Below are 6,000 nucleotides of genomic sequence, written 5' to 3' on the forward strand. Positions count from 1 at the left end.
GGTGCACCATACCCCTCGGCCTTCGCCGCTTTCGCTGTCAAGACTTCTTGTCGGTGGCGCTCGTACCGGTGAACGCGGTGATCAGCGTGTGCACCAGCTTGTCGAGATATTCGTCACCGGTTGGATTGCCGCCCAACAGCTTTCGCCAGAAGAGCGGAGCGATGCACAAGTCCAGGGCGAGTTCGAGATCCAGATCCGCCGGCAATTCGCCACGCTCGATGGCGCGGTGCAGCAGCTCGCCGACCTTCACCCGGCGACTGTGGCCGACCGACTGCAGACTTTCGGCGATGGTGGGCGTGCGAACGCCCTCGGCGAGCAGGTCTGGGATGATCCGTGCCGCCAGCGGATGACTGAATCCGCTGGCCGTAGCTGCGAGGAACGCGCGTAGATCGCCGCGCAGCGATCCGGTGTCGGGAATGTCGGCCGCGGCCACCGCGACCTGTTCGACGAGCGCGAGCACCATCTGCTCCTTGGTCGGCCACCGCCGATACAACGTCGGCTTGCTGACGCCCGCGCGCCGCGCGACGCCCTCCATCGTCAACTTCCCGTACCCGAGCTCGGCCAGCTCGGTGAACGCCGCCTGGGTGATCGCCGCGGTGACCTGTGGCTGCATCACCGCGGCGCCGGCCGGGGCGCGTCTGCGGTCGGTCGTCGGCTCTGTCATCGGCTCAGCATAGCAACGACGACACGGTTGCGTTTCGTCGTGGATCGTCGTACCGTGACCCTCGTACGACGAAACGCAACCGTATCGACGCATATATCGAGGTAGAGCCATGAAATTCTTGTTCGACGACGAATCGTTCGACTTCGAGACACTGCGGTCGGCGGGCTTTGCCCGCCATGACGGCGCCGAGCTCGGCGAGGTGCTGGCGACCGTGCGCCGGATCGACGACGGCGACGAGTCGGCCTGGCTGCGCGAGTGGCGGGCCACCGCCGAGCGGGTGCACGCGATCGGCTCGGATTGTCTGGCCAAGGGGCATCGGGTGAGCGCGCGCGAGGCCCTGCTGCGGGCCTCGAACTACTACCGCACCGCCGAGTTCTACCTGCGGGACAACCCGGCCGGTGACGCGGTGGCGCAGGAGCTTTCCCGTCGCTCGCGCGAAACTTTCGCGCAGGCAGCCGAATTGTTCGAGTCCCCGGTGCGGCGGGTCTCGATTCCGTTCCAGGACACCGAACTTCCCGGCTATCTCTATCTGGCCGATGATTCCGCCGAGCCGCGGCCGACGGTGATCTTCAACAGCGGCTTCGACTCCACGCTGGAGGAATCCTGGTTCGTGCTCGCCGCCGCGGCGGTCGCTCGCGGCTACCACGTGCTCGCCTTCGACGGCCCCGGGCAGGGACAGGTGATTCGCGAGCAGGGCCTGCCGTTCCGGCATGATTGGGAGGCGGTGATCACGCCGGTGGTGGACTTCGCGCGGACCGTCCCGGCGATCGATCCGGATCGAATCGCGTTGTACGGCTACAGCTTGGGCGGATACCTGGTCGCGCGCGCCGCGGCGTTCGAGCAGCGCCTCGCGGCGCTCGTGCTCAACGACGGACTCTTCGACTACCACGGGTCGAACGTGCGCATGATGCCACCGTTTCTGACCGAGTGGATCGAATCGAATCAGGATGCCGAGGCGCTCGCGGTCGCCGGGCTGATGATGGCCTACGACACGACCGTGCGCTGGGCGCTGCGCAACGGCATCTGGACCTTCGGTGCGACATCGGCGGCCGACTACATCCGCAAGACCAAGCCGTACACGCTGGCCGGGATCGCGCACCGCATCGAATGTCCCACGCTGGTGCTCGACGCCGAGAACGATCTGTTCTTCCGTGGCGAGCCGCAGCGCGTGTACAAGGCGCTCACCTGCCCGAAGGAACTGATCGTCGGCACCGAGGCCGAGGGTGCGGGCGCGCACTGCCACATGGGCGCGATGACGCTCACCAACCAGCGCATCTTCGACTGGCTCGACAGCACGCTCGGGGTGTACTGACGGGTCGAGTTCCTGCCGGCTCGCGACGAGATGGCCTGTACCACAGCGAGACTCAGATACCCGCGACGTCCGCCAGCTGGCCGATGCCGTAGGTGACGGCCATCGCCAGCGCACCGCCGAGCACCACGCGCAGCACCGCGCGACCGGGTGCACTGCCGCCCAGGCGTGCGCTGATCGAGCCGGTGAGCGCCAGCGCGACGATCACCGCGGCGAAGGTCACCGGTATACGCACGGGGACCGGCGGCAGCAGGATCGCGAGCAGCGGCAGCAGTGCGCCCACGGTGAACGACACCGCCGAGGAGAGGGCCGCGTGCCAAGGGTTCGTGAGTTCGGTGGGGTCCAGGCCGAGTTCGACTTCGGCGTGCGCCGTGAACGCGTCGTGCGCGGTGAGTTCCGCGGCGACCTGGCGGGCCGTCTCCGGCGAGAGGCCCTTGGCCTCGTAGATCCCGACCAGCTCCGCCAGTTCGTACTCGGGTTCCTCGCGCAGTTCCCGCCGCTCCTTGGCGAGCAGCGCACGCTCGGAATCGCGTTGCGTGCTGACCGACACGTATTCGCCGACCGCCATCGAGATCGCGCCCGCCGACAGGCCCGCGATGCCCGCGGTGAAAATCGCGCCGGTACTGGTGGTCGCCGCCGCGACGCCGACCACCAGGCCCGCGGTGGAGACGATCCCGTCGTTCGCGCCGAGCACCCCGGCACGCAACCAGTTCAGCTTGGACGCCAGCCCTTCGGCGTGGGGTTCGTGCGGGTGCGGTCCCGCGGCGGCGGTTTCGGTCATGCGTCGAAGACTAGGCCCAGTCTCGAAGTCCCGTCCGGCGCGTCCACCGTTCGAGACAGGGTCCAGCCGCGCGCGGGGGCGCAATTCGGTTCAGCAACCCGGTGACAGGAACGCACGCAGGTACCCCGCTGACTGCCGCAGGTACATCCAGGCCCAGAAGCGCAACCCCGACGCGCTCGGACTGGCCACCATGGTCACCTCGCCGTCGAAGCATTTCTGCACGATGTAGCGGGCCCGGGAGACGTGCGGCGTGTAGGTCACCACGATGATGTGCCGCCAACCGAATTGCCGCGCGCGCCGCCGGATCTCCTGCGCCTCGCCCTCGGTCGTCCACGGATCCGGAATGAAACAGCTGACGGTGAACTCGAAGTGGGCCGCGCAGTATCTGTCCATCTCGTGGTCGTCCGGGCCGGTGGAGCGCGAGATCAACAACGTGGGTGCGTATCCGCGCTCGGCCAGCTCCAAACCGACGTCGAAACGTTCGTAAGCCGTGCCGCCGAGCACCACGATGGCATCGGCGCGCCGCAGCGGGTCGATCTGCGGATGGACGTACACCGGCCACCCCGCGGCCCCGATCACGACCACGAGGGCGAGCAGGGCACCGAAGAAGATCCCCGCTCGTCGCAGGCCGGCCACATCCGCAGACGATACCCAAACGCCAGACCCCTGCCGATCTCACGCAGGTGGGAACGCGTACACCCGTTCCGGCGTGCTCCGCACGGTCAACCGCTCGGCAGCCGGCTCGGGCGGCGGTGTCGCCCCGGCCAAAGATCACCGAGGATTGCGGGCGGCCGTCGGCATTCGAGGTCGCCAGTATCGCCGCGTGGGGTGCATCGATGAGCGCGCGGACGATGTCGAGCCCAGCAGTCATCGTTATTCCTCTGTTCGGGACTGGGTGCTGTATCCGAGCGCCGCGAACGGACAGCCCGCCGCGGTGGCGTATCGGCGCGAAAGCCCGGGGTACTACCGGGCTTTCGGCGTTGCGGTCTTGACGACCACGCCGGACGCCATCCGCCGGATCGTCGCCTACGGCGACCCCGCTGGTTTCCGTCTTCGGCTTTCCCGCGCAGCTCAGCGGCACAGTTGCTCGAGGTGTTCGCGGAGCAGCTCCCGAACGCGTTCCGGTGGAACCTTTTCCGGGCGGATCAGGGCCTGCACGGTGAGGCCGTCGACGAAGACGTAGAGCCGTTGGGCTTCCCGGTCGAGATCGAGGCCGGCGCGCAGGACTCCGCTCGCGGCGAGTTCGTCGAGCACCCAGGCGACGAGTTCCGCTGTGGCGTCGTAGAGTTCGTCGCTGCTCTGCCTCAAGGTCGGCTCGGTCAGCACGCGACCCAGGAAAGCCAGCCAGACCTTGGTCACCGTGTGTTGCCGCGGGCCGGTCGGCAGCAGGCCGGTCAGCAGGATCTGCGCCGCGCGGTCGACCGGGTCGGCGGCCAGGTCCAGCTGCCGGATCCGGTCCATCATGCCCTCGCCGACCATGCCGAGCGAAAACGCGAGCAATTCGGACTGCGTCGAGAAGTAGTGCCGCAGGCTGCCCATCGACACCCCGGCCTCGGTGGCGACTTTGCGCACCGAGGCGTGCTCGAGTCCGTCGCGCTGGATCACCCGCCAGGCCGCTTCGGCGATCGCGTGTCGTCGCTGCTGGTGCGCCTGCTGGTCCACGGTTCGAGCCACCTCGTATTTGTAGCACAGCTGTGCTAGATTTCATTACCAATACAGTCGTGCTGAGAAAGCGGAGAACAGTGATGCGGTGGTTCGGGGCGATACTCGCGGTCGTGGCGCTCGCCGCCGGGGCCTGTTCGGCGGCGCCGTCCCGCCCGGCCGGGCCCGCGTGGTCGCCGTGTCAGGGCGGCGCGGACAACGGGCGGAAGTGGGAATGCGCGACGATCACCGCCGCGCGTGACTATCGCGATCCCGGTGCGGGCACGATCGAACTCGCGTTGATCCGCACCCGCAGCGCCGATCCCGCGAAGCGACTCGGCTCGTTGGTCTACAACCCTGGCGGACCCGGCGGTTCCGGCCTGGAAACCGTTGGGGGCGTGGCCGCCCGGTTCTCCGCCCTGTTGGATCGGTACGACCTGGTGTCCTGGGATCCGCGCGGGGTGGGTCGGAGCACCCCGGTGGTCTGCACGGAAACCGCACTGCCCGAGCGTGTTCCGCGTACGGACGCCGAGTGGGCCGCGATCGACGCGAGCAGCAAGCAATTCGCTGAGTCGTGCGTCGCGGGTTCGGGCGACCTGCTGCCCCACGTCGGCTTGTTCGACTCTGCGCGCGACCTCGATCTCGTCCGGGCCGCGGTGGGTGACGACCGGCTCAACTATCTCGGCGTCTCCTACGGCGGGCAACTCGGTGCCGCGTACGCCACGCTCTTCCCGGAGCGGGTCGGACGCATGCTGCTCGACGCGCCCGGCACCCCGTTGCGCACCTTCCGGCAGAGCCTGCTCGATCAGTCCGCGGGCAGTGAGGCGGCACTGCGCGACTTCCTCGCTTTCTGTGTTGCCCAAGGGAATTGCCCACTCGGTGCGACCGAGGAGGAGGCCCTGGGTCGGGTCGACGACTTCCTCGCCCGCACGGCGATAGCGCCGCTGCCCACCGGGCGGGGTACACCGCTCACCCGGTCGGTCGCGACCGCCGGACTGGGTCTCGGTGCCGCCGCCCCCGAGGTGTGGCCGCACCTGATCACCGCTCTCGCCCAGGCCATCTCCGGCAACGGCGACGAACTCGTCGGCTACGCCGACCTTTTCGCCGGCCTGCGCCCCGACGGCACCCGCTCCAACTTCGCCTCCATCAACACCGCCGCGAACTGCGCCGACTACCCGGACGTCTACTCGGTCGCCCAGGTCCGCGCCCTCCTGCCCGAGTTCGCCGCCGCAGCACCACGTTTCGGCGAACTCACCGCCCTCCGGCTGGCCGAATGCGCCCACTGGCCGGTCCACGGCGTCGGCCGCGCCCCACTGGACGCCGCAGGCGCGCCCCCGATCCTTTTGATCGGCAACACAGGTGACCCAGAAGCCCCCCTTGCCTGGGTAACCGAACTAGCCCAAGCCCTACCCTCCGCCATCCTCCTCACCTACCACGGCGTCGGCCACGGCGCCTACGGTGGAGTAGACGACTGCGTCGACCGAACGGTGAACGCCTACCTGCGCGACGGACTCGTACCGGATCATGGAACAACCTGCCCGTAACCCTCGCCGGAGCCGGGCAGCTTGGTCCGAGTGCGGATGCCTGCCGGGGTGTCCCGTCTCA

At 68.6% G+C, this 6,000-nt stretch carries 6 protein-coding genes; 2 read left to right on the forward strand and 4 right to left on the reverse strand.

All coding sequences use genetic code 11. The annotated features are described in order from the left end of the window. Nucleotides 1-37: 37 nt before the first annotated feature. Entirely contained in the window at nt 38-664 is a 627-nt protein-coding gene (locus NBRGI_RS00455) for a TetR/AcrR family transcriptional regulator (protein ID WP_029892243.1), read from the reverse strand. 109 nt (nt 665-773) lie between these two features. Here NBRGI_RS00455 and NBRGI_RS00460 point away from each other — a divergent pair, with 109 nt between their 5' ends. Beyond that, nucleotides 774-1,976: an alpha/beta hydrolase family protein gene (locus NBRGI_RS00460; protein WP_029892244.1), complete on the forward strand. Its 1,203-nt coding sequence runs from the start codon at nt 774-776 to the stop codon at nt 1,974-1,976. Between the two features lie 52 nt (nt 1,977-2,028). On the opposite strand, the gene NBRGI_RS00465 is transcribed toward NBRGI_RS00460, so the two are convergent. The 3 genes from NBRGI_RS00465 to NBRGI_RS00475 all read right to left on the reverse strand — a co-directional run bounded on the left by NBRGI_RS00465 (nt 2,029) and on the right by NBRGI_RS00475 (nt 4,428). Continuing rightward, a complete protein-coding gene (locus NBRGI_RS00465) occupies nt 2,029-2,754 on the reverse strand; it encodes a VIT1/CCC1 transporter family protein (protein WP_029892245.1) in 726 nt (241 codons plus the stop codon). Nucleotides 2,755-2,844: 90 nt separating this feature from the next. Then, complete coding sequence (locus NBRGI_RS00470) at nt 2,845-3,381, reverse strand: YdcF family protein (protein ID WP_228836277.1); 537 nt, start codon at nt 3,379-3,381, stop codon at nt 2,845-2,847. A gap of 444 nt (nt 3,382-3,825) precedes the next feature. Beyond that, nucleotides 3,826-4,428, reverse strand: a complete 603-nt coding sequence (locus NBRGI_RS00475; RefSeq protein WP_029892247.1) for a TetR/AcrR family transcriptional regulator — start codon at nt 4,426-4,428, stop codon at nt 3,826-3,828. A gap of 71 nt (nt 4,429-4,499) precedes the next feature. Between NBRGI_RS00475 and NBRGI_RS00480 the strand changes: the two genes are divergently transcribed. Next, nucleotides 4,500-5,939, forward strand: a complete 1,440-nt coding sequence (locus tag NBRGI_RS00480) for an alpha/beta hydrolase (protein WP_051727379.1) — start codon at nt 4,500-4,502, stop codon at nt 5,937-5,939. Nucleotides 5,940-6,000: the final 61 nt, after the last annotated feature.

It is taken from the genome of Nocardia brasiliensis IFM 10847 (assembly GCF_000710915.1).
Taxonomy (GTDB): Bacteria; Actinomycetota; Actinomycetes; order Mycobacteriales; family Mycobacteriaceae; genus Nocardia; species Nocardia brasiliensis_A.

What these genes read in the sequence shown, in the direction of transcription:
- NBRGI_RS00460 (WP_029892244.1), top strand. Translation starts at nt 774, where the DNA reads ATGAAATTCTTGTTCGACGACGAATCGTTCGACTTCGAGACACTGCGG.
- NBRGI_RS00455 (WP_029892243.1), bottom strand. Translation starts at nt 664, where the DNA reads ATGACAGAGCCGACGACCGACCGCAGACGCGCCCCGGCCGGCGCCGCG.
- NBRGI_RS00465 (WP_029892245.1), bottom strand. Translation starts at nt 2,754, where the DNA reads ATGACCGAAACCGCCGCCGCGGGACCGCACCCGCACGAACCCCACGCC.
- NBRGI_RS00480 (WP_051727379.1), top strand. Translation starts at nt 4,500, where the DNA reads ATGCGGTGGTTCGGGGCGATACTCGCGGTCGTGGCGCTCGCCGCCGGG.